Origin of the sequence: Flavobacterium sp. ZB4P23, assembly GCF_003970375.1 — a bacterium.
Classification (GTDB): domain Bacteria; phylum Bacteroidota; class Bacteroidia; order Flavobacteriales; family Flavobacteriaceae; genus Flavobacterium.
This window is the reverse complement of sequence record NZ_RYDK01000007.1, coordinates 162,595-186,657: the sequence shown is the minus strand read 5'-3', so window position 1 is coordinate 186,657 and position 24,063 is coordinate 162,595. Positions and strand designations below refer to the sequence as shown.

The following is a 24,063-nucleotide window of genomic DNA, read 5'->3' as shown; positions in this document are numbered from 1 at the left end:
AAACATTTATGAAAAAGTATAACTACATAATAATTTTAATGTCATTACTTACTATCTTCTTTGTGGGTTGTGATGATAACTTGGATATTAAGCCGGAACAAGCCATTTCAAAAGAGGTAGCCATTTCAACTCCAGAGAACATACATAAGATTTTAATCAATGCTTACGGTGTTGCGAGGTCCAGTTCTAGTTATGGCGGTGGAATCGCACTAGCTTCAGAATTACTGGCCAATGATGGTGATCTTTATTGGAACGGAACTTATATTCAACCAGGAGAATATAATGAGAAAGCTATTTTAACGGACAATAGTTTTGTTGCAAGTATTTGGCTAAACGGATATGGAATTAGTAATCACGTTAATATCGTACTTGATAATTTAGCTGTAATCACCGACGTGGCTGATAAAGATGTTACCGAAGGAGAAGCAAAATTCCTTAGAGGTCTGGTATATTTTGATTTGGCACGATTATTTGCGAAACCCTATGTTTCGGGATCCGTAAATAGTCAGCTTGGAGTTCCTATTGTTCTTAGAGGGGTGCTGGATCCTAGTCAGATTGAATTTCCTAAAAGGAACACTTTAGAAGAAGTATACACTCAGGTTATTGCGGATTTAAAAGATGCTTACACTTTGTTACCAGCATCGAATGATATTTTTGCAACAAAATACAGTGCAGCGGCACTTCTTGCTAGAGTTTATTTGCAAAAAGGAGACTATGCCAATGCCCGAAATATGGCTGATATCGTTATTAATGAAAGTTCCGCGACTTTAACGACTACTTTTGCACAAGCATTTAATAATTTAGAAAATTCAAATGAAGATTTATTTGCTTGGCAAATAACGAGTCAGGATGCTAGCTCTAATGATTTTAATGTGTTTTGGGCCGGTTCTGCTTTTGGAGGTCGCGTGGGAAATCCAGATGTGGAAATTTTATCACAGCATTGGGATATTTATGATGATCCGAATGATAAGAGAGCCGATTTCTTTTACAAAGCAAAATGGTGGTGTACAACAAAATGGAAAAGCCAATTTGCGAATATACCAATGCTACGTCTAGCTGAAATGTATTTAACAAGGGCTGAGTCTAATTTTAGACTAGGAACGGTTACAGGGCTTTCTCCTGTTAATGATGTTAATATACTACGCCAACGTTCGGGTGCAGCTCTATTTATCACTGTTGATTTGGCTACTATTTTAATGGAAAGAAAAAGAGAATTATCTTTTGAAGGATTTGCTTTATTTGATGCAAAACGATTAAAACAAAATATTGGATCTCTTCCTTACGATGCCAATAATTTAATTTTACCTATTCCGAGAAGAGAAATAGATGTAAATAAAAACTTAACTCAAAATGATGGGTATTAAATAAAAATTTAGTTTTAAAGTTAAAAAGGAGTTCTGTTTGTATAGCAGAGCTCCTTTTTTACATTTAAAATTTTAAATTAATTGGATCAAGTATTGTGTTTTGAATGCTAATATAAAATTAACTATTAATAGAAATAAATATCATTCAGCCATTCTTTTAATAAAAGTTCTTTAAACATTTTCTGATTTTGCAGAATTTTTATAAATAGTTATTGTCTTATAAGAAAAACAATCTGCTGATGGTCAATGATAGCTGTGCTTTTGGATATAGTTGAAACCAACAAGAGTAGTTTTGAGCCCCGATTAAGCGGTTTGAATAGCCCCATTGCAAATCCGCCTATCGGGGTTTTAAGATCAGTCGGAGACTGAAAAACACATACTCAAAGTCGGAGACTTTGCGTAGCGGGCAGCGGGAAACGAGCTCGATTTTGTTTTTCAAAGAGTTGAATACAAAATGCTATGATAAAAATAAAAACGATCTAAATAGCCCCGATAGAAATGAAAATCCTTGTTAGGGCTGGTGTTCAGCCCTAATAAGGATTTTAATGTATAGCGGGAAATACGTTCTTAAAAAACGAACTCGTTCTGCTCCTAAAAAAAAAGTATTTTCTTAGTTGTTATCTATTAGAACGTCTGTCGTTATTTTGACTCGGGCGTCTTGGACCAAAACTGTTATTGCTGGTGCGGTTTGTGGTCTCTGTTTTTGGTTTTCGCGGAGTTGAATCGCGTTGTTGTCTTCCTTGTCCTTGTTTGATAGGTTCTTTGGAAGCGTTAGGATCTGGCTCGAAACCTTTGATGTTTTCTTTAGGTAATTTCAAACCCACTAATTTTTCTATATCACGTAGAAAGACTGTTTCGTCCGGACTGAATAATGAAATAGCTTCTCCATTAGCTCCAGCTCTTCCTGTACGGCCTATGCGGTGAACGTAATCTTCTGGAATGTTGGGTAATTCAAAATTGACCACATGTGGTAATAATGGTATATCCAGACCTCTGGCCGCAATATCTGTAGCGACCAACGCGGTCAGGCTTCCGTCTTTGAAGCCCGCCAAGGCTTTGGTACGTGCGCCCTGGCCTTTATTTCCGTGAATAGCAGCTGCTTTTATTCCGGCACTAATCATGCTTTCTGTCAGCTTATTAGCACCTTGTTTCGTACGGGTGAAAACCAAAATTTGTTTCCAGTTTCCCTCTGTAATCAATTTAATGATGAGTTCTGTTTTTTTCTCTTTGGCAACAGGATACACTATTTGAGTAATAGCATCCACGGTTGTATTTTCTGGGGTTGCTTCCACATGAACGGGATGATGCAAAATGCCCATGGCCAATTTCTTTATATCTGTTGAAAAGGTTGCCGAAAACATCAAATTTTGCCTTTTTGCAGGTAATACTTTTATAATACGCTCAATGTCTCGCACAAAACCCATATCTAGCATGCGATCCGCTTCATCTAAAACTAAAATTTCAACTTTGGCAAGCGATATTAAACCTTGGTTTTGCAAATCGATTAACCGACCTGGTGTGGCGACTAAAATATCGATACCCTGACGCAGTTGTGTTACTTGTGGATTCTGGTTTACACCTCCAAAAATAACGGTGCTTTTTAAGTCTAAAAATTCACTGTATTCTTTTATATTGGCTAATATTTGTGCGGCTAATTCTCTGGTTGGCGTTAATATTAAAGCACGAATGGGCCTTTGTCGCAACTGTTGCCCTTGCGATAATAATTGTAAAATAGGCAGTGTAAAACCAGCCGTTTTTCCTGTTCCCGTTTGTGCGGATGCTAATACATCTTTGCCTTCTAAAATGGGTGGAATTGCTTTTTGTTGTATTGGAGAAGGGGTTGTGTATCCTTTTTTGCTGATGGCTTTAAGTAAAGCATCCGATAAGCCTAATGAGTTAAATGACATAAATGGTGTTTATGAAGCAAACACTATTATTTAGTTTACTCCTTTAATTTGGCGCAAAGGTACTGCTAATTTCCCTGTTATGGTTTTATTGTTTAACTTTGTTTACTTAAAGCGAGTACGTTATTTTTAATCCGTTCCTATACTAAAGCTTTGGTGGTACCAATTATCTAAGTTAAAAAAGGAAAATAATGTAAAGTTCAGTATTCATATTAGACTAAACACTTTTTTAATTAATTCCTACAAAAGTATCGCCTTGAGTAATATCTCCAGATTGATACCCTTTCATAAACCAGACTTTCCGTTGTGCGGAACTTCCGTGTGTAAAGGATTCCGGAACAATGTGTCCTTGAATTTTAGCTTGAATCGCATCATCACCAACTGCATGTGCTGCACTTAAAGCTTCATCAATATCACCTTCCTCCTGTAAATCATTCATTTTTTGATTGTAATGTGTTCATACGCCCGCATAAAAATCAGCTTGCAAATCCGCTATCGGATTAGATTACTTGTCAAAATTTCTTTTGACAGGATTTAAGTCTTTAGAAAACAATCTGTTTAGCTTTTTGTCATGTACTTAAATAAAATGTACATAAATTAAAAGAAAAATAGTTGGCTACAGTATCCATTTAGCAATTGTTTCCTCAATGACTCCTTTGACTATAGGTTTTGAAATATAATCATTCATTCCTGCAGCGAGACATTTTTCTTTCTCTTCTTTTTCGGTGCCCGCAGTTATTGCAATAATAGGCAGGTTTTTACCCGAACTCAAGCTTCTTATTATTTTTGTTGCTTCGTAACCATTCATTTCGGGCATTTGAATGTCCATAAAAATAAGATCAGGCCGGAGTATTTCAAATTTTTCGATAGCTTCTTTGCCGTTGACTATTTCGAAAATTATTGGATTTACAAATAAATTTTTGATAATGGTTTTAAGCAGTAACATGTTTACTTTGTTATCCTCTACAATCATAACGCTTATTTTTTTAGCATTTTTGACGGTTGTAATGGGTATTTTTTTATCTAGATCTATTTCAGGATCAGTACTATTTTTTGGGGTTTCGTTGCTGGTTTTTAAATCTAAATCAAAATAAAAAGTACTTCCCAGTTCGATGGTGCTTTCCAGTTGCAGGGTACTGTTCATTATACCAAGTAATTGGTTTGAAATTGTCAGGCCTAATCCTGTTCCTCCATATTTTCTTGTCGTAGAACTGTCTTCTTGTGAAAAAGCCTGAAAAATTTTATATTTGTTTTTTTCTAATATTCCAATTCCTGTATCGATCACTGCAAATCGAATCTTAACATGCGACGCATCAATTTTTTCAATCACAGAAACATTTAATTTAATGGAACCCTTTTCTGTGAATTTTACAGCATTTGACAATAAATTAATTAAAATTTGTCTTAATCGGACAATGTCTATCCAAAAATATTCAGGAATTTCAGACGATATATTTAGTTTTAAACTTAGATTTTTTTGGTTGGATTCGTATAATATTAAATCAATAATCTGACCCAGAACATCTTTTACGTTATATTTTTCAATGTGTAAATCTAGTTTTCCGGCTTCAATCTTTGAAAAATCAAGAATGTCATTTACGATATCCAGCAAGGAATATGCGGATTGTTTTACTGTATTGATGTATTTTTCTTGGGTTGAGCCAAGTTGTGTTTTCATTAACAAATCTGTGAATCCAATAATCCCATTTAACGGTGTTCTTATTTCATGACTCATATTGGCCAGAAATTCTGATTTTGCTTTATTGGCAGCTTCTGCTAGTTCTTTTTCTTTGACTATGGTTTCGGTTTGTTTCCTTGCTGTAATATCAATAAAAATTCCTTCCAAGAATGCAATTTTCCCATCTTTGTATATGGTATCACCAAATTCTTCCACCCATACAACCGTTTTGTTCTTGTGTATAATCCGGTAAACAATATGAATCGGAATTTTAGTATCTATTGCATTTTTTTGAGTAGCAATGGTTTTTAATTTGTCTTCGGGATGAATTAAATCAATAAAGGATAAATGGTTCGTTAGAAAATCATTTTTTGGATATCCGGTAAGCTTTTCAATCTCATCATTAATGTAGATCTTTGTGTTGTTTTCATCATAATTTGATAAATAAACGGTTCCTGGAATATTATTGGCTAATAATCTAAATTTCTCTTCACTTTCATATATCGCGGTCTCGTTCGTAATACGTTCTATTGATGAGGCTATGTTTCTAGCTAATGTTTGTAAAATATTGACCTCATCTTCGGACCAACATCTCTCATTTTGAGTATCATCAAATCCCAAAAAGCCATGAAACCTATTTTTGATAAAAATTGGAAAAAGGATTATTGCTACAACATCAAGATTTTCTAATTTATTCCTTAAGGAAGGATTCTCAATTTTTGAAATTATTGCATCGTAAACTTTGTTGTTTAAAAGCGGTATCAACAATTCTTCAAAAAACACATGTGGTAGATTTTGAAGTTTAATATTGTTTTCCGTTATTTTATGATTGTTAATTATCCATCTGTATTTTTGGCTAATAAAACCTGTATTACTATCATTTTCGTAGTAATACGCTCTATGGGATTTTGTAGTTTTACCCATAATAATGAGTACATCTGAGAAAATATCGTTGATGTCATTGCTGTTCAAAAATTTCTCTGTACAAAGTGCCATAGCAGATAAAAGTTCACTCTTGTATTCTAATTTCTTCTCTGTTTCATACCGACTGTGAGAAATCATAGTCAACGATATAATATCCGAGATGGTTCGGGCAAAAATAATGTCCTCGTTGTCCCAGTATCGTTGTGTTTTTACTGTTTCAAAGCTAATGGTTCCAGATAAGTCTCCATTTATGAAAATGGGAATGGCAAGTTGTGATTTGATATCGTTTTTTAAAAAATAGTCATTTATAAATTCAGATATTTCATATTTATTAAAAACATCAGGAGCACTGATTTGTGTTTTGTTTTTGATGGACTCAAAATAAATAGGATAATTTTTCTTTTCTAAAACGGAGCCCTTAGAATAAGAATTATGGTCCAAGTCATATAAATTTTCACAGGTAATTGTATCTTCGGTATATTTCCAATAACTTACCCGATTGCACTTTGATACTTTAGCAGCTAATTCAATTATTTGCATCACACTAACATCCAGGTTTTTGTAATTACTAAAGTTGGTTGTTGATAGTTTTTTTACAGCTTCATTGTATTCCTCTACTTTTTCCTGACGTATTTTAATATCGTTTTCTATGTCTTTAAACTTAGTGATATCTCTGGCAATACTAGAATAAGCTACCACTTCTCCAAATTCATTTCTCCGGATAATCACTTTCTGGGAAACCCACAATTCTTGCCCATCCTTTTTTATCAATGGAAATTCAATGGTAGAAAAATAATTTTCATTTATTAATAAATTCTGGTAGAGATCTTTGATACTGATAAGGTAATCTTCTCGTATAAATTCTGAATAATTTCGATTTATGATTTCATCTATTTTGTATCCCAAAGATTTAATAGTATAATCATTGACAAATATAAAATCTCCTTCATTATCGACTTCAAAAATTAGATCAATAGCATTTTCAATTAAATTTTTATATTGGTTTTGTATTTTAATTTCATTTGTTACATCCTGTCCTATCCCAATGATCAAATCATCTGAGAATTTTTTATCATTCCATTGAATGTGTTTGTATGCTCCATTTTTACATTTTACTTTGCTGGTAAACAACTGATCATCCTTAAAATTAATATGATACTCTTCACCATAAAATTCTTTGTCCTCAGTAACTTTCCAGTAGCCCAATCCCATAACTTCATTTACTGAATAACCTAAAATAGTCTTTACATTTTCACTGCAAAATACAATTTCTCCTTTTTTATTGGTAGCAAGAATGAGAGAGTTGCCTTTATTTACAATTTCATTAGTAAAACGTAGTTTATCAGTAATTTTTAATAAAGAGGTGTACCGTATGTAGTTTATAATTAGGATCATTAATGAGAAATTCGATAAAATAATGATTGATCGTAAGGGTATTATTTCAAAAAAATACAGTATAAATAAAAAGATAAATACGCACATAAGGAAAATCCAATATAGTTTGGTGGGTTTGATGATGGTATACGAAAAGAATAAAGCTAGTACAAAAGCGGCTATAGGTATGCTGTCAGAGGGTGTAAAAATCAAATTTATTGATATGTAACTAAAACAGATTACATACACTATCATAAATATTTTTCCCAGGTTTTGAAACACAACAGCTGATTTTTTGCTGATAAAATAGAGAATCAGTAAAAAAGTACCGATACCAAGATTTGAAATCAGTAAGCTTACAGGTCTTATTTTGAAAATTTCAAATAGGGTTTCAAGTACCGGAATTAGTATGCCCAAATATAAAAGATAGCGCTGGTTTTCTATGTTTTTACTATCCTCTTCATTATAGTATTTAATAAAGGAATTGCTTAATAGTATTTTTATTTTAAAAATTTTACAGACTAGAAAAACAAATAAAACAGGAATTACAATCCACAAAAAATTATTGATTGCAAAAGAATTATAAACGCTGAATAAAATTGACTCTGAGTCAATGGTAAATAATAAGCTACAGTATAACACCATAGAAACTGTTTGTTAGGTTTAAAGACTAGATTTGGCTTTTTGTAAAAAATAAATATAAGATTATTTTTTACAAAAAGCCAAAATCAGCTTGTAATTATGTTCTGGCTTTTAGTAAAAAGCGGTTTTATTAGAACATTTGTTCCGGTTCTAGTGTAGTTTCAAAACCAATAATTTCACTATAAATCGCATAGTATAAAGAATACATAAAGGGTACTGTAAATACTATACCAATGCAACACCCAATGAGTCCCACTAATGTAGAAATGGCACCCACTACCAATAAACCCAGCAAAATAAGCGGTTGTTTTACCACGATTAGTATGCTTGATTTTAAAGCTTCAATAGCATTTAAGTTTCCAAAAATAATAAGTGGAATGGTCAGTATCGTGAATAATGTTATAGTTACTGTGATAATAAATCCGATGAAGGGTATTTGTGCATAGTCAATCAATGATGATAGTAAGGTGCTAAAAATTGAAATTAGTAAAGTAGCAATGAAGAGTTCTTTGAAATACGATATTTTATAGTATTCAAACATGGTTGATACATGAAATTCTTCATCTCTTTCAGCACAATACGCCATTTTGATTAAACCGGCGCTAATAGGACTAAATAAACTCGATAGTAAAACAGAAACCCCGGATACAATTAAAATAAAGTTTAAACTTAAATTTTCCGGTTGTAAATTTTCCGGTTTCATTTTTTCCAGTATCATGGCAGAATCAAAAAAGGCAACAAATATTACTGATACAAAAACAATCAGCAGTATAAAAAACACAAAAATAATTAAACCGGCATAAATCGCAATTTTTTTATAATTTTCAAAAGCATGGTTAAAAACGATTCCAAAATCTAAAGGATATCCATTTTTTTCTATTTCGTGTATTCGGTTTTGTGTAGTTTTCAACATTTGTTGGTCGTTTTAGTGGGTTAATTATTCTGTTATTTTTCAAAATAAACGTATTCAAAAGGAACTCTGAATCGTTTTCCGTACACTCCTTTTCCGCTACCCAGTAGCATATTAATTTCGGATGATGCCGGTAAATGTAATATTTTTATTCGTAGCGAATCAAAACCTTCCATTTGGCACGTATCATAGTTTATAGCAGTCATGTTGATCATGAAATTTTGTGCCGTAAGTCTGGCACTTTTATGGGCTACAATGTGCATGTCACTTTGTCTTACCTGTCCATATATGGGTTTGAATAACCCAATGAATTGAAATGCAATAAATTTGATTATTCCAATAATTCCTGTGATATCAAATTAAAACAACGGAACGATTTTTTGATAATAATGAAAAGCAAATTGTTCTCTTTTTGAATATTCTGCTTCCAGCTTGTTGCCATATTGTGGCTAAGTAAATACACTTTTTTACTTTTTTCGCACAATAGTTTCATTTATAAAAACCCGAACTGAGCGTCGGTATTTTATGGATGCACTGACGGTTTTTTCATGGGTTACATCCATTTTAATATTTTTTGAAAGGTCTTTAATTTGTCTTTGTAAGGCGCATACCGAAGGGGTAAATCCAGCCATGTCCCCCTTTTTACAATGGCTTTTTTATGCGAAAAAGTATCAAAACTCCGTTTTCCGTGATAGGCTCCCATTCCTGAAGTACCAACACCGCCAAAAGGCAAGCGATTATTCGCTAAATGGATTACGGTATCATTGATACAGCCACCGCCAAAAGAATATTTTTGTAAAACTTCTGCAATAAAAGATTTGTTTTGAGAGAATAAATACAAGGATAATGGTTTTTCGAAACTTAAAATTATTTTTTCAATATCTGCCTCTGAATGGTATGAGAGTATAGGAAGTATGGGGCCGAAAATTTCTTCGGTCATCACCGGACTGTCCATTTTTGGCTCGTCCAATAGCGTAGGAGCAAGGAATAAAGTGTCTTTATTGTATTGACCTCCAAAAAGTATTTTTTGGTTTTCCAATAGATGCAATTGGCGTTGCCAGTTTTTCAAATTGATAATTCTGGCGTAATCAGGGGATTCTTCCGGATTTGGACCTAGTGCCTTTTCAATTTCCAGAATTAGTAAAGTTATGAAAGTAGCTTTCATTTTATGGTGCACCACTATGTAATCAGGGGCAACACATGTTTGTCCGGCATTTATAATTTTTCCCCAGACAATGCGGCGGGCACTCAATTCTAAATTGGCAGTTTCATCAACAATACAAGGACTTTTCCCGCCTAATTCCAGCGTAACTGGAGTTAGGTTTTCGGCTGCAGCTTTTGCTACAATTCTGCCAACGGCAACACTTCCTGTAAAAAAAATATAATCCCAACGTTTTTTTAATAATTCCTGAGCAACAGTCGCGTCTCCGGTAATGACGACGACATCTTTTACAGGGAAAGTTTCATTTATAATTTTCGCTATTATAGTAGACGTATTTGGGGTAAGTTCAGAGGGTTTTAGGGTTACTTTATTTCCGGCAGCAACAGCAGCAATCAGAGGGCATAAGGCTAATTGAAACGGATAATTCCAAGGCGAAAGGATCAATACATTTCCGTAAGGCTCACTATATATGTAATCTGACGATGGAAAATTCAAAAAAGAAGCGAGAACTTTTTTGGGTTTAGCCCAAGAATCAATGTTTTTAATGGTTTCTTTTAAATCACTTACGACATAATTTGTTTCTGTTAAAACGGCTTCAAAGGCTGGTTTTTTAAAATCATCGTAGAGCGCTTTAATAATTGCTTGTTCCTGTTTTATGATGGTATGCAATAGTTTTTTTAAAGATTCTTTTCGGTAGTCTACACTATTTTCATTTTTCATATTATGATTTTAAAGGTACAGATTTATTATTTTAACCCAAGTCGGTAGCCTACATAAAAATCAGCTTGTTTACTGTCGCTGGCCAAAGCAGTCACTATAGAACTGGATCCCATATAAAAGCCATACACTCTTAACCCGACACCACCAGTAATTCCGGAAATTTCGTTATCTGACCAAGAGGAATAAATTTCATAATTTTTCAAAGAAAATCGAGGTGTAATAGAAACCACATTTTGTGTTGTCACCTGATTATCGCTGGTGTCATCCTTTAATTTTTGTTGTGTGTAAAGCGCAACAAAAAATTTAGGTATTACTTTTATATCTGCATAGGCGGAGAAAACAGTAGGTAAGGTTACTTTGAAGTTTTTGCTGGATGTGGTTTTAGTTAAGTATCCGTCGTTTACTAAAATGGTTTCTACTTCCTTTAAAGTAGTAGTGTTTTGAAATTGGCTTAATGCCAAACCATTTGGGTTAGAAAAAGTAGACTGTATGCTTAATGCATAATTAGTAGAGGAATTTGCATCATCCTTGAAGGTCATCGTACCAATATTTCGCACTGCGATACCCGCATTTATTTTGTAACCGTCTTGGTCTTTCCATTGGTAATTTACACCAAAATCAGCTGCAACTCCGTTTAGTTTTCCAAAAACGGATTCAGAGTAATTATTAAAATCAGTAAAACCATCATTGAAGTTCCCGGAATACGCAATATTCATTGACGCTTGAGTATTATTTAAATACGCTTCGGCACCAATAGTATTAATGGTTCCCTGAAATTGATCCAGGCCTAAGTTGGTGTACGAGCCTGGAAATAATAATTTCAAGGTAGCACCCGCATTAAATTTATGGTTTTCATTTTCAAATACGTTTCTGGCTGCTGAAATTCCTATTTCTCCCCAGCTTGTTCCATTTAAACGTTGGTTGTAATCATTGCTTATTGATGAAGAACCAATAAGATTTCCGGTATTGATCGCCGCACCAAGTTGTGGGTCAATATCAATTAAATTTAATTTTGCAGCAGCTTTTGTAGTAAAACCAAAAGCCCATTTATCCATTTTCATAGCAAAACCTGGGCCGTATATTTCAGCATCTACGCGCATATTTACAGGGGTATTTCCTGTAAATAACAAATTTTCTAAGTTTTCACCATTAACAATATCACTAAATCCTATTTTATTATTAGAAGCATTTACGCTGGCCGAAAAAATATTTATTTCATATTTTGAACTTAAATTAGACAGTTCCGCAGGATTCATACCGGCATTAAGTATTCCGACTCTAGTAGACATATTGATTCCTGAAAAATGGTCTTGAGCGGTCATGTTTAAGAACGAAATGAAACAAAAAATAATAGGTAGTTTTTTCATACAATTTGTTTTTGTGAATATTTATTATTGAGTTATTGAAAGGTTGAAAGTAAAATACTGTTTTTTTAGTATTAAATGGCATTCCAGATCACATCATTTGGAGCAGGAGCAATTATTTTTATATTTTCCTTTGTAACAGGATGGATGAACATTAATTTTCTAGCATGCAAATGGATTCCTCCGTCCGGATTGCTTCGGTCAAAACCATATTTTAAATCCCCTTTTATAGGTAATCCAATCGCTGAAAGTTGAGCCCTTATTTGATGGTGTCTTCCAGTATGAAGATTGATCTCAAGCGCATAGTAGTTGTTTAGTTCTTTGATAATTGTATACTCTAAACTGGCTAATTTGCTTTCAGGGACTTCTTTTTCGTGCGCTTTTGAACTATTGTTTTTTTCGTTTCTTTTTAAATAATGAACGAGTGTATCAGTGGGCTTGGCAGGTTTGTTTTTGACAATGGCCCAATATGTTTTTTGAGTTTCACGGGTACTGAATAATTCATTCATTCGAGTCAGAGCTTTACTGGTTCGGGCAAATACAACTATTCCGGTTGTTGGCCGATCTAAGCGATGTACAACACCCAGGAAAACCTCCCCGGGTTTGTTGTATTTGTCTTTGATGTATTCTTTAACCACATCTGATAAGGGTTTATCACCCGTTTTGTCCCCTTGAACAATATCTCCTACACGTTTGTTAATTACAATAAGATGATTGTCTTCGTGAAGGATTTGAAGGTTGTTTTTAGTAGAAATTATTTTCATTTGGATTTTTAGATTGTTGGATTTCCAATACTCTTAGAGTATTCGACAATAATCAAATTCTCTTAAAGGCTACTCATCTAAGAAGTCAAATTTAATATTGTTCATTTGCATTAGGGAAATCACTTGATTTTACATCTGCAACATATTGGCCAATGGCCGTTGTCATTCCGTCATATAAATTCATATACCTTCTTAAGAAACGAGGACTGAATTCGTTGTTCATTCCTAACATATCATGAATTACTAATACTTGTCCGTCAACACCACCCCCAGCACCAATACCAATAACTGGAATCGAGATGCTTTGGGCTACTTTTTCGGCTAGATGAGCTGGAATTTTTTCTAAAACTAAGGCAAAACAGCCTAGTATTTCTAGTAATTTAGCATCTTCGATTAACTTATGTGCTTCTTCCTCTTCTTTGGCACGAACGGTGTAGGTTCCAAATTTATAAATGGATTGTGGTGTTAAACCTAGATGTCCCATAACTGGAATTCCGGCGTTTAATATTTTCTTGATAGAGTCTTTAATTTCTTTACCACCTTCTAGTTTTACGGCATGACCACCGCTTTCTTTCATGATTCGGATGGCAGAGCGCAAGGCTTCTTTAGGATCGGATTGGTAACTTCCAAAGGGTAAATCCACCACTACCAAAGCTCTTTCAATGGCTCTTACCACAGAGGAGGCGTGATAAATCATTTGATCCAGCGTAATAGGTAATGTAGTTTCATGACCAGCCATAACATTTGAAGCGGAGTCTCCCACTAATATTACATCAACTCCTGCCGTATCAACGATTTTTGCCATGGTGTAATCGTATGCGGTGAGCATCGAAATTTTTTCTCCATTAGCCTTCATTTCAATCAATGACTTTGTTGTAATTCTTTTATAATCTTTTTTTGCGACAGACATATTTCCTTTTTTGAGAGTGTAAAGGTACTAAAATGTATAATTTTAGGTTGAAAATGTAGCACTTATATTATATCGGATACAAATTAATCAAAAAAGTAATCATACGAAAAATTCTAGTACTGACTTTATTGCTCTCCTCAGTATATTAGTAGGCTCAATATCAAGAAGTTCAAAGCGTAATTGATACTTTTTTTCAAGCCTTCCATGCCAGAGATTCACCTCAATTGCATTTACTTTGTGATGATACAAAGATATTGCAATCCATTGCTGAGAATGAAAAAGGCACTTTGCTTTCTCATGAAAAACCAGAGGGCATTTTATAAATCTATAGCTTAAAATTTCAAGAAAAAATTCTCAGGTATTCCATTCAAATAAACGGAGCCATGGAGCATGTCTGGACAACGTATGAGTTTTATGTTAATGGTACACTAAGTCATACTGAGGTAAATACGTTTACACTTTTCAAAAAACACAACCACTGGAAAATTATTTATCTTATTGACACTCGAAGAAAGTAGTTTGATGAGTTATTTTTAGAATATTCATTGTGTGTTACAAATAAGATAAAAATTAATTGTAATTTTTGGGTTCTGTAATTTTTTACTAATACATTTGCATTTTAAAAAAATAAATTTATGCAGTTGTATGAAAAATTGTCTCGGATTGGTTTTCTCAAAAATAGTTATGCCTTCAAATTCCTGTTTGTTGCATTTATAGGCATTCACATTCCATTAATTGGATTGTTATTTTTTGTGCTTTATGCAAGTAAAACAATTTCAGCCGATTCTATTTTAATTTTTGCGCTGATTATTACTTTATTAGCAACAGCGGTCACTTTATTTTTTTTAAAAAAACTAATTAAACCAATTGAGGTAGCTTCCAGGTCATTAATTGCCTATAGAAAAGACAGAACAATACCTTCTTTGCCAACTAATTTTTCGGATGAAGCAGGGTTGTTAATGAGTAATATTCAAGAATCAATAGCTGATAACGAAAATTTCATTACTGAAAAACAAGATTTAGTTTATTTGCTTTCGCATGATCTAAGAAATTTTGTAGGAAATTCAAAATCGGCCGCATTGCTTATTTTAGAAGAGGATTCTTCGGATTATATAAAAGAATTAGCGGAGTTAATAGTTCAATCCAGTGGTGAACAATTTCATTATATTGAAAGTTTTATCACATTATTAAAGGAACAAGATCAAATTATAAAAAGAAATTCTCAGGACTCCCTAATTCAATTTTCACCTGTTTTTTCTATGGTGGCAAAACAATTAGATCAGGTATTAGTGGTCAAAAACATTAAATTAGTTTTATCAATTGACGTTCAGGAAGCACTTTTATCAATTGACGATGAGTTGTTGATTCGAGTTTTAGTCAACGTAATTGATAATGCTATAAAATTCTCCTACCCAAATAGTGAAATTGAGGTTCATGTGTATCTTGATGGCACTAAACTGTATTTAAAAGTGAAGGATACAGGAGTAGGTTTTGTTCAAAAACAGAGTGACGAATTATTTAAAAAATTCACTAAAATGAGTATGTCTGGCACTTCAAATGAGCCTTCTACAGGAATTGGATTGTATTTGTGCAAAAACATAGTAGAACGACACAACGGTGTAATTTATGCACAAAGCAGTGGGACAAATAAAGGGGCTACTTTTTCAATTGTTTTTGATACAAAAAAGGGCTAAAAATAGTTTTCTAATGTGTTTTTGTTCTTCTTAGGGCGTACGAAATCTGAGAAAATATTTTAAGCACTGTAAACAACAAGATTACTAGGTGCAATATAAAAAAAAGCTGTAATTCTATTCTTGATTTGGAATAGCGTTACAGCTTTTAGTTTATGACAGGGATAAAAATAGAACGGCAAAACCGGTGCTTTTTAGTACACCTAATACCATATTTTTGCCACCTTAGCTTTTGGTGTAAATACTTAGTATTAGTTTATTTTTTCTAATTGACCTACTTTTTTCCAGTTTGGATCTATATTTAAAGCGACAGCGATGTACACTTCACTTTTATTTACTTTGAAAGCAGTTCCTTTATTCATTTCAGCATTGACTTCTTTAGGTGTTAAGTTGTAAATTGCTCCAGTAATAGGATCTACAATGATACCAATCAAGCCACCAAATAAAATATTTCCAATATACCAAGCATTGAATTTTTTGGTCAAGTTAGTTTCAAAAGTTTGGTATCCTTCTAATTTAATCATCACATGATGTTCTTTTTTTCGTTCCAGTTTGATTTCAAAAGGCGTTTTTCCTACTTCGATTTCATCAATAAAAATAGAGGCAGCAGCAGGGTTGCTTCTAAAATTTACTTTTTGTTTAGAGCCGGAAACAATTGTAGCACAACTACTCATTAGTAGCGCTAGGGATAATGTAGAAATAAGGATTGTTTTTTTCATTAGAGTGTGTATAATTAATTAAGTTGTAATTTATATTGGGGGATTGTGGTTACGTCTCCGTCATAATAATAGAAATCTACTTTGATGCGATAACAAAGACTCCATATATCGGGAGTTCTCTTTTCGGTTACTTTTACAAGATTAGCGCCTTTTTCTCGGGCTAATTTTCGGGCTTTTGTCAGGTGTGAGTTAAAATCACAATCGGTTGTGAAACCACTGTCCTGATATCTGGCATTTCCTATTTTTTTGGCACCTTCAGGAATTGCATGATGAACATCAAGAAAGGCTACGGGGTCTTCAATTGTTAGTGGTTTTTCTGAAGATTCAAAATTAGAAGTGATTTTTGGACTACAGCTAAAAGCTAAAAATACAAAAACGAGAAGAGATAATTTTTTCATTGTCAGATGGAATTGGTTATTATTATTATTATTATTATATGGGTAATTTTTATTCTACTCTAACTTTAATAGCACCATAATTATCAGACTGAAAAGTAATAAGTCCAAAAACAGTTTCTCCTTTTTTTATTATTTTGCCATTAATGGAGTAATCGTTCAGCTCAGTTTTGAACTTTTTATTGGCATTACTCGCAACAATCATATTTCCTAAGGCTAATCCGGGTCCAATAATCAGTCCTATTGGTGTCGAGCTGGTTTGCTCCGTCATTCCGTTTGAATTGGTTTTTGTGGTAAAAAATTGAATTGGAGATAGTAATAAATAAAACAAATAGGAGGCTGGGCTTTGTTTTAAAGATTTGAATGTTTTTTCATTCTCCAATAGATACAATTCATTTCCGCTTTCAAAATTTAATTTTATATCTTTTCCAAAAACCAAATCTTTTTCAGTGTTGTTTTTTACTTTAACAGCCACTAGTCGAAGCCCTTTTTTAGTCTCTTTCTTTGCGTATTTCTTATTTAATAAATCATATTTGTATTCCAGCGTTACTCCATGAAGTGTGTTGTTCGAAATATAATTAAGTGAAGCGGGTTGTATTGGTTTGTATCCTGAAGCACAACTATTTAGTAAAATTACAATCAATAATAAAAAAATAATTGTAGTTAATTTCATTTGCTGATTAATTAGTTTTTTTTATTGGTTGTCAATTAGTTTTTTTTGTAAGTAAAGTATACTTTTTCAAAAAGCAAACATAAAGAATTTACTGATACTATTAAAATTAAACAGTATTTATTTTAACCACGTTTTTGTTAATTTTTTTTGATTTAATTTTAAATTTTAGTTAAAAATAGTGGATATACTATACTCTTTTTTTAAAAAGAACTAAATTTGAGAAAACAGAAAATTTATAATTATGAAAAGAAATGCAACCGCAGTCTGGAATGGTTCACTCAAAGAAGGAGCCGGAAAACTAACTACACAAAGTACCACACTAAAAGATACCCAATATTCATTCAAATCTCGTTTTGAAGAAGGAGTGGGGACTAATCCTGAAGAACTTATCGCCGCAGCACACGCAGGCTGTTTTACGATGCAACTTTCGGCCTACATTAGTGAAGAAGGGTTTGAAATCGAAAGTATCGAAACCAAATGCGACATTGATTTAGTTGATGGATCCATTGTTACCTCGCACCTGATGCTTCAAGCAAAAATTAGCGGAATAACAGAAGATGCTTTTCAACAATTAGTAACTAAAGCAGAAAAAAATTGTCCTATTTCTAAAGTTTTGAATGCTGCAATTTCTTCGACTGCTTCCTTAGTTTAAAAATATACAGACATCAAAAAGGTTCGGTTTAATTTTAAATCGAGCCTTTTTGATGTCTGTAAAAGGAATGTTTCAAAAAAATAGTAATACAAATTTTTTTACTTAATGAACGTATAATTACTCTTTGATTATCAGTAAAATAACTATTTAAAAACTTGTAAATAAAACTAATGTTACTTTCATTAAATAATTATCACTGGATATGCGTGTCAAACATGGAGAGTTTGTTTCAATCATAGGAAAATCTGGCTGTGGAAAATCGACGTTGTTGTATTTGCTTTCTACGATGGATACGGAGTATGACGATCAGATATTGATTCATAAAGCACTATTTTACTATGATTTCATGTTTATAGAGCAATCCTTTCAATCCTTCTAAAGCGAAAACGGCTTTTTTTAATTTTGTTGTTTTGGGATCAATTGTATAATTATAGCTTGTTTTGAAACTAGCTTTGTTGGCAATTGCTTTAGCAAACTCAGAACGGTATAAATCGCAGTTTTCAAAAACAACTTCGGTCAAATCAGTGCTCATAAAATCAACGGCAATAAGACTACAATTAGAGAAGGAGGTTCCTTTGATTTTTAAAGTGTAAAATTTAGAGAAATCCAAAATACAATCCTTAAAAGCGATTTCGAAAATTAATTTATCGCACATGGCAAAATTGACATCTTTGATTTCACACCGATTAAAAGTTACGGTTCTAAAGGCCACATAATTAATTTTAGCATTGCTAAAAGTGCAGTCATTGAAGGTACAATCAATGAAAGTTACCGCTAAAAAAACGCATTGGGAGAAATTACAATTTGTAAAAGTACAGCATTCAAATTCCTTAAAATTGACTTCCTCTTCCTTGTACGTAATGTCTTTGTATTCAATATCTAGAAAATATTCGGGCATTTAGTGGTTTTAAATTCAGTTTTATTGCTATCTTTTCATCACAAAGAAACAAAATTCGAAATTGTTAAATTGGATAAATTAGTCTTATTATTTTTGGAATTTTAAACTCTTTCGTAATCCGCTTTCCAGTGCTGAATCGCTTTTTTAATTTCCTTTGCCGAAAGATTTTCATTCAGCGCTCTTAGAGTTAACGCTTGAAATTCATCATCTGAGGCAAAACGTAACGAAAATAGCTGATCGTCATTTAAATGACGTTAAAAATCTTCCAATATTTTTCCGGTAAGAGAAAAATAACGGTACCGAAGTTCTAAATAGACAATTCGGTTTTGTAGGATCAACGCATAATGTTGACGCAACATAAAAACAAGGCAAAAGCACGACAAAGAGTACACTAATAAATATCCAGATTAAAGAATCTTCTTTTGGTACAACTAAAATAAATACTGAAGGCAGCAATGTCATGATTATTGGATAATGAATAAAATGATGAGGCGGATAGTACCGAATGTGATTTTTATAAGATTGTGCTTTCATTAATGTAGTTTAAAAAAAATTAAATATAAATTAAACTATGGATTTAAAGCATTAAAGGCTATGCAATTACTATGAGGTTTTTTTTAACGGAGTAGACCTTTATAATTTCTTTAGATTTCTTTAACATTTCGATAACTCGTTTTTCAAGATAAATTCAATAATTTTATTGAAAATATAAAAAAAATGATAGCTACAAAAGGATACGCAGTACAAGATGCTAAGACAGATTTAGCACCTTGGGATTTCGAAAGAAGAGAAGTTGGACCACATGATGTACAATTTGACATCCTGTTTTGTGGTGTTTGTCACAGTGATTTACACCAAATTAAAGACGATTGGGGAGGATCGATTTACCCAATGGTTCCGGGACATGAGATTGTAGGTAAAGTGGTAAAGGTAGGAAGTCATGTAAAGAAGTTTAAAATAGGAGATATAGCAGGGACAGGTTGCTTGGTAGACTCTTGTAGAAGTTGTGAAAACTGTAAAGAGGGATTAGAACAATTTTGTTTGAAAGGAAGAACCGACACGTATAATGCTTTAGGACAAGACGGAAAAACACCTACTTATGGCGGTTATTCGAATACCATTGTAGTACATGAAGATTTTGTTTTGCAAGTTTCAGATAAATTGCCTTTGGCTGCTGTAGCGCCTTTATTATGTGCCGGAATCACGACCTATTCTCCATTGAGACACTGGAAAGTTGGGAAAGGGCATAAATTAGCCGTTCTTGGTTTGGGTGGTTTGGGACATATGGCGGTTAAATTTGGAGTTTCTTTTGGAGCTGAAGTTACCGTGTTAAGTACATCAGCAAATAAAGAAGCCGATGCCAGAAAATTAGGAGCACATAATTTTATCGTTACTAAAGATGCCAAACAACTCGAAAGTGTAGCTGGTTCTTTTGATTTTATTCTGGATACTGTTTCTGCACCACACGACTTAAATTTGTATTTGTCATTATTGAGAGTAAACGGCGTGCATATTTGTGTGGGCGTACCACCAACACCTTATGAAATTCAAGCTTTTAGTCTCATAGGCGGACGAAGAAGTCTTGCAGGTTCGCTTATAGGCGGCTTGCCTGAAACTCAGGAAATGTTAGATTATTGTGCGGAACATGGTATTGTTTCTGAAATAGAAATGATTGATATCAAAAATGTTCATGAAGCATATGACCGAATGACAAAAGGAGATGTCCGGTATCGTTTTGTAATAGACATGGCTACATTGTAAAAATAAGTTTAAAAACCAAGCCCCTAAAAAAAACTGATACATTTCGGCTTTTTTAGGGGCTTTTTTTATGTGTAAATAGGAATGCTACAGTAGTGTTGACAATAATTATTTTATCAGGTATTTTGTTTTGTTCAGAGTTCCTACGATTTCAAAGAGATTCAATGCGCCCCCCTTTTTTAAGTCTCTACTTGCCGTTGCCGATGATATATTGGACTTGCTAACTTTACCAGCATAAAAAGTTAAGAACAAAAACCTTAATTTAACTTATGAAACAAGTGCGTAAAATTTATGACCGAGCTTTTAAAGAGAAAGCCGTTCAATTGAGTTATGATAGACATAAGATCTCTGAACTAGCCAGAGAATTGGAAGTTACCGCTCCCCAGTTGTATAGATGGCGAAAAGAATAAGAAGAGTTCTGACAAAGAAGTTTTTCTGGGAATGGAAATTTTGTATTGTTTTTTCAGTAGTTAACAAAATTTACTATTAACAAATGCACTCACTCACTTGAAATCAATATGGCTAATTTGGAGGCAACATAAAAGTGTTTTCCTGTTTTCCGTTAAGAAACATAAATCGTAAACTTAAAATCTACCTTAGTAAGTTTTGATTTCTGGAAAACAATATTAAAAGCTTGAATTTTACTTAATTTTGGGTTCAGATTTTTTAAGTAATTCTTTAAGATATTTACCCCATATTTTTGGATTGGAATGTGTGCCATGGCCAGTGGTTTTATCTGTAATAGGTAATAAGATATATTTTCCATTTTTAACGTTTTTAATTTCTTTCTCCATTAATCCGAGTTCAGGAGGGTTTACTTGATCATCGGCAGAATTTATAGCAATTAAAGGGGCTTTAATTTTTGACAAGTAAGGTTGCGGATTGTAATCTCTTGAGGAATCAAAAGCATAAATCAGATCATTAGCATCTAATGTTGATGAATATCGGGCTAAAGTATTTTCCATCATTATTTCTGCTTTCTCTCTGGTTGGGGCTGCAATTTGCCATTGTAACGGACTACTCACCATAAACATCAGAGATAATATAGCGCCAGTCATTCCTTGTTGTGGCTGTTGAATATAATTACCCTCTTTCCACTCAGGATCCATTTCGATTAATTTAATCGCCATTTTTCTTTGAATGCGGTTTCTACCGGCTATTTCTGCTGGTAAGCTTGCCAAAGGCATTAGTGCATCCATAAAATCAGGGTAGGTGTAACCCCAAACCCAAGTGTGCATGCCGCCCATTGATGTTCCCATTACCAATCGAAGATGATCTATTTTCAAATGTTCAGTCAGTAATTTATAGTTTGCCAAAACCATATCGTCATAATTGTATTTGGGAAATGCCATCTTTAAGCCATTGCTTGGTTTGCTCGATTTTCCGTGTCCAATATCATCTGTTAAAACAATAAAATACTTTGTGGCGTCTAACAATTGACCCTTTCCAAATAAATTGCCTCCAAACTGTTTGCTCAAAAAGGCGCTTCCGCTTCCGGTGGTGCCATGCATAATTAAAACAGCATTGTTAATTTGACCTTTCTTATTTTTTGTTGGTTTCCCAATGGTTGTGTAATGTAGTTTTAGTTGGTCTAAATATTCTCCACTTTTAAAAGTAAAATCTTTTATTAGATAATCTCCCTCAATTGGTGCTGGAAAATCTGTCTGTGCAGTAACACATTGGACAGATAAAATATAAAAGAAAATAAAAGCACATGTATTTTTTATTAACATTTCATTAAAATTTAAATTAATAATTTTGGAATAAGATCAGGATAAATTATATTATTTGTTCTTTTATTTTGATGAGACTATTCGAATAAAGAAAAGTTCTTTCAAACATTATACTACTTAAAAACAGACAGTTAATATCCTGCGGCCGCACCATCTTTTCTACTTTCTGAGGCTCCAAAATACACTTTTCTTATTGCGTCATACATGATTGCCTGATACCCTCCATAATACCCTCCAAAGCCAATTTTATGTCCCTTCTGGATCAATTTTTTTATTTCTTCAAAATCAAAACCACTTTCAATTAGGATTTCGCCTTTGCCTGTTGACAGCTCGCCCGTAAAATCAGTTGAACCAATGTGTTCAAACCTTGGTGCATCTCCTGCTTCCTGTAAATTCATACCAAAATCAATCAGGTTCATTAATATTTGAACATGACCTTGAGGTTGAAAATCGCCTCCCATTACACCAAAACTCATAAATGGTTGTCCATCTTTAGTAACAAAACCCGGAATAATAGTATGAAAAGGTCTTTTCTGAGGGGCATACGAATTTGGCGTTCCTTCAGCCAAATTGAAGCATTCGCCTCGATCCTGAAGCATAAAACCTAATTTTGGCGGAACCATTCCAGATCCCATGCCTCTATAATTACTTTGAATTAAAGAAATCATGTTTCCTTCTTTATCGGCGACAGTCAAATAAACTGTACCGCCACTGCTTTCTTTTCCAGCTTTAAAAGTCCCTGCGCGGTCAGGATTAATTAAATCCCTTCTTTCAGTTGCGTACTCTTTAGACAATAAATCATTTACAGAAACTTTCATAAAATCTGAGTCCGCATAATATTTCGCGCGATCTTCAAAAACAAGTTTTTTTGCTTCGTTTACAATGTGCAAATGTTGAGCGCTACCAAAGGGTATTTTACTAAAATCATAACCTTCTATAATATTAAGCATTTGCAAAGTAGCCATTCCTTGTCCGTTTGGTGGTAATTCCCATACGTCATAACCCCTGTAATTTGTTGCGACAGGTTCAATCCAATCCGAATGGTGTGTTGCAAAATCTTCATAAGCTAAAAATCCGCCTTGAGCTTGAATAAATTTAGCAGATTCTCTGGCAATATCTCCTTTATAAAAAGCATCTCTTCCTCCTTTGGCAATTTTTTTATAGGTATTAGCTAAAAATTGGTTTTTAATAATATCTCCTTTTTGAGGTAATTTGCCATCTACAGTATAAGTTTCCTTGATATTAGGGTACTGTTTCATATATTTATTTATCGTGACTTGCAGATAATAAGCAATTAATTCTGTAGTTGGGAAACCTTCTTCAGCATATTTTATACTTGGATTTAAGATGTCCTGCATGGGTAGTTTTCCAAATTTATTATGCAATTCGAACCAACCATCAACACAACCTGGAACCGATACTGGCAGGGGACCACTTGGTGGAATGTGTGTAATGTTATTTTTAGTGAAGTAATCTAAAGTTAGTGCTTTTGGAGATCGTCCGCTGGCATTCAAGCCATAGAGTTTTTTGGTTTTTGCATCCCACACTATCGCAAAAAGATCACCACCAATGCCGCTACCTGTTGGCTCCATCAAGCCTAATGCGGCATTTACAGCTATTGCGGCATCCACTGCTGTACCTCCTTTTTTTAAAATATCGATTCCTATTTGTGTTGCTAAGGGTTGACTGGATGCTACCATTCCGTGTTGCCCAATAACTTCAGATCTTGAAGCAAAATTCCTGCCCGTTAACCGGTCTTGAGCAAGTATAAATGTTGTTGATATCAGCAACAAAAAGAGGAATCGATTTTTCATTTGTGTATGATTTT

At 33.5% G+C, this 24,063-nt stretch carries 20 protein-coding genes and 2 pseudogenes; 6 read left to right on the top strand and 16 right to left on the bottom strand.

Annotated features, from left to right (window positions below; genetic code table 11):
- Positions 1-8 precede the first annotated feature (8 nt).
- A complete protein-coding gene (locus tag EKL99_RS12505; protein ID WP_126515452.1) occupies positions 9-1,364 on the top strand; it encodes a RagB/SusD family nutrient uptake outer membrane protein in 1,356 nt (451 codons plus the stop codon).
- A gap of 617 nt (positions 1,365-1,981) precedes the next feature.
- Here EKL99_RS12505 and EKL99_RS12500 read toward each other — a convergent pair.
- From EKL99_RS12500 to panB, 9 genes and pseudogenes are all read right to left on the bottom strand, one after another.
- On the bottom strand, positions 1,982-3,271 hold the full coding sequence (locus EKL99_RS12500; protein WP_126577059.1) for a DEAD/DEAH box helicase: 1,290 nt from the start codon (positions 3,269-3,271) through the stop codon (positions 1,982-1,984).
- A gap of 226 nt (positions 3,272-3,497) precedes the next feature.
- Positions 3,498-3,758 (bottom strand): annotated as a pseudogene (locus tag EKL99_RS12495) (neutral zinc metallopeptidase); the annotation flags it as partial.
- Between the two features lie 126 nt (positions 3,759-3,884).
- Positions 3,885-7,265 (bottom strand): PAS domain S-box protein, encoded by a 3,381-nt coding sequence (locus tag EKL99_RS12490; protein ID WP_231507443.1) that lies wholly within the window; start codon positions 7,263-7,265, stop codon positions 3,885-3,887.
- A gap of 751 nt (positions 7,266-8,016) precedes the next feature.
- Complete coding sequence (locus tag EKL99_RS12485; RefSeq protein ID WP_231507442.1) at positions 8,017-8,799, bottom strand: hypothetical protein; 783 nt, start codon at positions 8,797-8,799, stop codon at positions 8,017-8,019.
- 32 nt (positions 8,800-8,831) lie between these two features.
- The gene (locus EKL99_RS14715) at positions 8,832-9,086 is read right to left on the bottom strand and encodes a nitroreductase family protein (protein ID WP_255416381.1); all 255 of its coding nucleotides are present in this window, start codon (positions 9,084-9,086) and stop codon (positions 8,832-8,834) included.
- A gap of 263 nt (positions 9,087-9,349) precedes the next feature.
- Positions 9,350-10,678 carry an aldehyde dehydrogenase gene (locus EKL99_RS12475; protein WP_126564042.1) on the bottom strand — a complete coding sequence of 443 codons (1,329 nt, stop codon included), beginning with the start codon at positions 10,676-10,678 and terminating at the stop codon, positions 9,350-9,352.
- A 26-nt stretch (positions 10,679-10,704) separates the two neighbouring features.
- Positions 10,705-12,045 carry a hypothetical protein gene (locus EKL99_RS12470; RefSeq protein WP_231507440.1) on the bottom strand — a complete coding sequence of 447 codons (1,341 nt, stop codon included), beginning with the start codon at positions 12,043-12,045 and terminating at the stop codon, positions 10,705-10,707.
- Positions 12,046-12,116: 71 nt separating this feature from the next.
- Positions 12,117-12,806 (bottom strand): RluA family pseudouridine synthase, encoded by a 690-nt coding sequence (locus tag EKL99_RS12465; RefSeq protein WP_197037243.1) that lies wholly within the window; start codon positions 12,804-12,806, stop codon positions 12,117-12,119.
- Between the two features lie 91 nt (positions 12,807-12,897).
- Entirely contained in the window at positions 12,898-13,716 is an 819-nt protein-coding gene (panB, locus tag EKL99_RS12460; RefSeq protein ID WP_126554152.1) for a 3-methyl-2-oxobutanoate hydroxymethyltransferase, read from the bottom strand.
- A gap of 635 nt (positions 13,717-14,351) precedes the next feature.
- Here panB and EKL99_RS12450 point away from each other — a divergent pair.
- Entirely contained in the window at positions 14,352-15,410 is a 1,059-nt protein-coding gene (locus tag EKL99_RS12450; protein ID WP_126462519.1) for a sensor histidine kinase KdpD, read from the top strand.
- A 248-nt stretch (positions 15,411-15,658) separates the two neighbouring features.
- Here EKL99_RS12450 and EKL99_RS12445 read toward each other — a convergent pair whose 3' ends face one another.
- From EKL99_RS12445 to EKL99_RS12435, 3 genes are read right to left on the bottom strand one after another with little or no spacing between them, the layout of a single operon-like run.
- Positions 15,659-16,126, bottom strand: coding sequence for a PEGA domain-containing protein (locus tag EKL99_RS12445; RefSeq protein ID WP_126462516.1), 468 nt, complete (start codon positions 16,124-16,126; stop codon positions 15,659-15,661).
- A gap of 14 nt (positions 16,127-16,140) precedes the next feature.
- Positions 16,141-16,524: a hypothetical protein gene (locus EKL99_RS12440; protein WP_126462513.1), complete on the bottom strand. Its 384-nt coding sequence runs from the start codon at positions 16,522-16,524 to the stop codon at positions 16,141-16,143.
- A 49-nt stretch (positions 16,525-16,573) separates the two neighbouring features.
- Positions 16,574-17,194 carry a hypothetical protein gene (locus EKL99_RS12435; protein ID WP_126577057.1) on the bottom strand — a complete coding sequence of 207 codons (621 nt, stop codon included), beginning with the start codon at positions 17,192-17,194 and terminating at the stop codon, positions 16,574-16,576.
- A gap of 241 nt (positions 17,195-17,435) precedes the next feature.
- Between EKL99_RS12435 and EKL99_RS12430 the strand changes: the two genes are divergently transcribed.
- Positions 17,436-17,846, top strand: a complete 411-nt coding sequence (locus tag EKL99_RS12430) for an OsmC family protein (RefSeq protein WP_126577056.1) — start codon at positions 17,436-17,438, stop codon at positions 17,844-17,846.
- A gap of 202 nt (positions 17,847-18,048) precedes the next feature.
- Positions 18,049-18,225, top strand: coding sequence for an ATP-binding cassette domain-containing protein (locus EKL99_RS14915; RefSeq protein ID WP_317125144.1), 177 nt, complete (start codon positions 18,049-18,051; stop codon positions 18,223-18,225).
- Here the strand turns inward: EKL99_RS14915 and EKL99_RS12420 are convergent.
- Both EKL99_RS12420 and EKL99_RS14710 read right to left on the bottom strand, forming a co-directional pair.
- A complete protein-coding gene (locus EKL99_RS12420) occupies positions 18,175-18,744 on the bottom strand; it encodes a pentapeptide repeat-containing protein (RefSeq protein WP_126462505.1) in 570 nt (189 codons plus the stop codon). The two genes, EKL99_RS14915 and EKL99_RS12420, sit on opposite strands and share 51 nt — an antisense overlap.
- A gap of 101 nt (positions 18,745-18,845) precedes the next feature.
- A pseudogene (locus tag EKL99_RS14710) lies at positions 18,846-19,278 on the bottom strand (DUF6526 family protein).
- A 183-nt stretch (positions 19,279-19,461) separates the two neighbouring features.
- Here EKL99_RS14710 and EKL99_RS12410 point away from each other — a divergent pair.
- Positions 19,462-20,505 (top strand): NAD(P)-dependent alcohol dehydrogenase, encoded by a 1,044-nt coding sequence (locus EKL99_RS12410; protein WP_126462502.1) that lies wholly within the window; start codon positions 19,462-19,464, stop codon positions 20,503-20,505.
- Positions 20,506-20,771: 266 nt separating this feature from the next.
- The gene (locus tag EKL99_RS12405; RefSeq protein ID WP_126462499.1) at positions 20,772-20,912 is read left to right on the top strand and encodes a transposase; all 141 of its coding nucleotides are present in this window, start codon (positions 20,772-20,774) and stop codon (positions 20,910-20,912) included.
- Between the two features lie 231 nt (positions 20,913-21,143).
- On the opposite strand, the gene EKL99_RS12400 is transcribed toward EKL99_RS12405, so the two are convergent.
- Positions 21,144-22,235 carry an alpha/beta fold hydrolase gene (locus EKL99_RS12400; RefSeq protein ID WP_126564040.1) on the bottom strand — a complete coding sequence of 364 codons (1,092 nt, stop codon included), beginning with the start codon at positions 22,233-22,235 and terminating at the stop codon, positions 21,144-21,146.
- Positions 22,236-22,366: 131 nt separating this feature from the next.
- Positions 22,367-24,049 (bottom strand): gamma-glutamyltransferase, encoded by a 1,683-nt coding sequence (ggt, locus tag EKL99_RS12395; RefSeq protein ID WP_126577055.1) that lies wholly within the window; start codon positions 24,047-24,049, stop codon positions 22,367-22,369.
- Between the last annotated feature and the right edge of the window lie 14 nt (positions 24,050-24,063).

Coding starts and splice junctions, on each gene's coding strand:
- EKL99_RS12505 (WP_126515452.1), top strand. CDS start 9: ATGAAAAAGTATAACTACATAATAATTTTAATGTCATTACTTACTATC.
- EKL99_RS12500 (WP_126577059.1), bottom strand. CDS start 3,271: ATGTCATTTAACTCATTAGGCTTATCGGATGCTTTACTTAAAGCCATC.
- EKL99_RS12490 (WP_231507443.1), bottom strand. CDS start 7,265: ATGATCCTAATTATAAACTACATACGGTACACCTCTTTATTAAAAATT.
- EKL99_RS12485 (WP_231507442.1), bottom strand. CDS start 8,799: ATGTTGAAAACTACACAAAACCGAATACACGAAATAGAAAAAAATGGA.
- EKL99_RS12475 (WP_126564042.1), bottom strand. CDS start 10,678: ATGAAAAATGAAAATAGTGTAGACTACCGAAAAGAATCTTTAAAAAAA.
- EKL99_RS12470 (WP_231507440.1), bottom strand. CDS start 12,045: ATGAAAAAACTACCTATTATTTTTTGTTTCATTTCGTTCTTAAACATG.
- EKL99_RS12465 (WP_197037243.1), bottom strand. CDS start 12,806: ATGAAAATAATTTCTACTAAAAACAACCTTCAAATCCTTCACGAAGAC.
- panB (WP_126554152.1), bottom strand. CDS start 13,716: ATGTCTGTCGCAAAAAAAGATTATAAAAGAATTACAACAAAGTCATTG.
- EKL99_RS12450 (WP_126462519.1), top strand. CDS start 14,352: ATGCAGTTGTATGAAAAATTGTCTCGGATTGGTTTTCTCAAAAATAGT.
- EKL99_RS12445 (WP_126462516.1), bottom strand. CDS start 16,126: ATGAAAAAAACAATCCTTATTTCTACATTATCCCTAGCGCTACTAATG.
- EKL99_RS12440 (WP_126462513.1), bottom strand. CDS start 16,524: ATGAAAAAATTATCTCTTCTCGTTTTTGTATTTTTAGCTTTTAGCTGT.
- EKL99_RS12435 (WP_126577057.1), bottom strand. CDS start 17,194: ATGAAATTAACTACAATTATTTTTTTATTATTGATTGTAATTTTACTA.
- EKL99_RS12430 (WP_126577056.1), top strand. CDS start 17,436: ATGAAAAGAAATGCAACCGCAGTCTGGAATGGTTCACTCAAAGAAGGA.
- EKL99_RS14915 (WP_317125144.1), top strand. CDS start 18,049: ATGCGTGTCAAACATGGAGAGTTTGTTTCAATCATAGGAAAATCTGGC.
- EKL99_RS12420 (WP_126462505.1), bottom strand. CDS start 18,744: ATGCCCGAATATTTTCTAGATATTGAATACAAAGACATTACGTACAAG.
- EKL99_RS12410 (WP_126462502.1), top strand. CDS start 19,462: ATGATAGCTACAAAAGGATACGCAGTACAAGATGCTAAGACAGATTTA.
- EKL99_RS12405 (WP_126462499.1), top strand. CDS start 20,772: ATGAAACAAGTGCGTAAAATTTATGACCGAGCTTTTAAAGAGAAAGCC.
- EKL99_RS12400 (WP_126564040.1), bottom strand. CDS start 22,235: ATGTTAATAAAAAATACATGTGCTTTTATTTTCTTTTATATTTTATCT.
- ggt (WP_126577055.1), bottom strand. CDS start 24,049: ATGAAAAATCGATTCCTCTTTTTGTTGCTGATATCAACAACATTTATA.